A 257-nucleotide genomic window follows, 5' to 3' on the forward strand; every position below is an offset into this window, starting at 1 on the left:
TCCGGTAAGGCAAGGCCTTGGTGGTTGATCGACACCATTCCACTCTCCACGATCGAGCCGAGCGCGCCGATCGTCGCCGCTGACTTCGTATACGCATATGCAGCAAGGCCATAAGGGAGCCGATTCGCTTCGACCATGGCATCCTCGAATGTCGAGAACGACGCGATTGGCACAACAGGGCCGAATGGCTCCTCGTTCATAATGCGCGAGTCCAGAGGCACGTCCGTCAGAACCGTCGGTTGAGAAGAAGCCATCGT

1 protein-coding gene is annotated in these 257 nt (G+C 58.0%); it reads right to left on the reverse strand.

The window, feature by feature from the left end; genetic code table 11:
- On the reverse strand, window positions 1-257 hold a 257-nt coding region (locus ELQ04_RS08625), incomplete at both ends, for an aldehyde dehydrogenase family protein (RefSeq protein WP_134224547.1).

Source organism: Campylobacter sp. CH278 (assembly GCF_004378845.1).
GTDB classification, from domain to species: Bacteria; Campylobacterota; Campylobacteria; order Campylobacterales; family Campylobacteraceae; genus Campylobacter_D; species Campylobacter_D jejuni.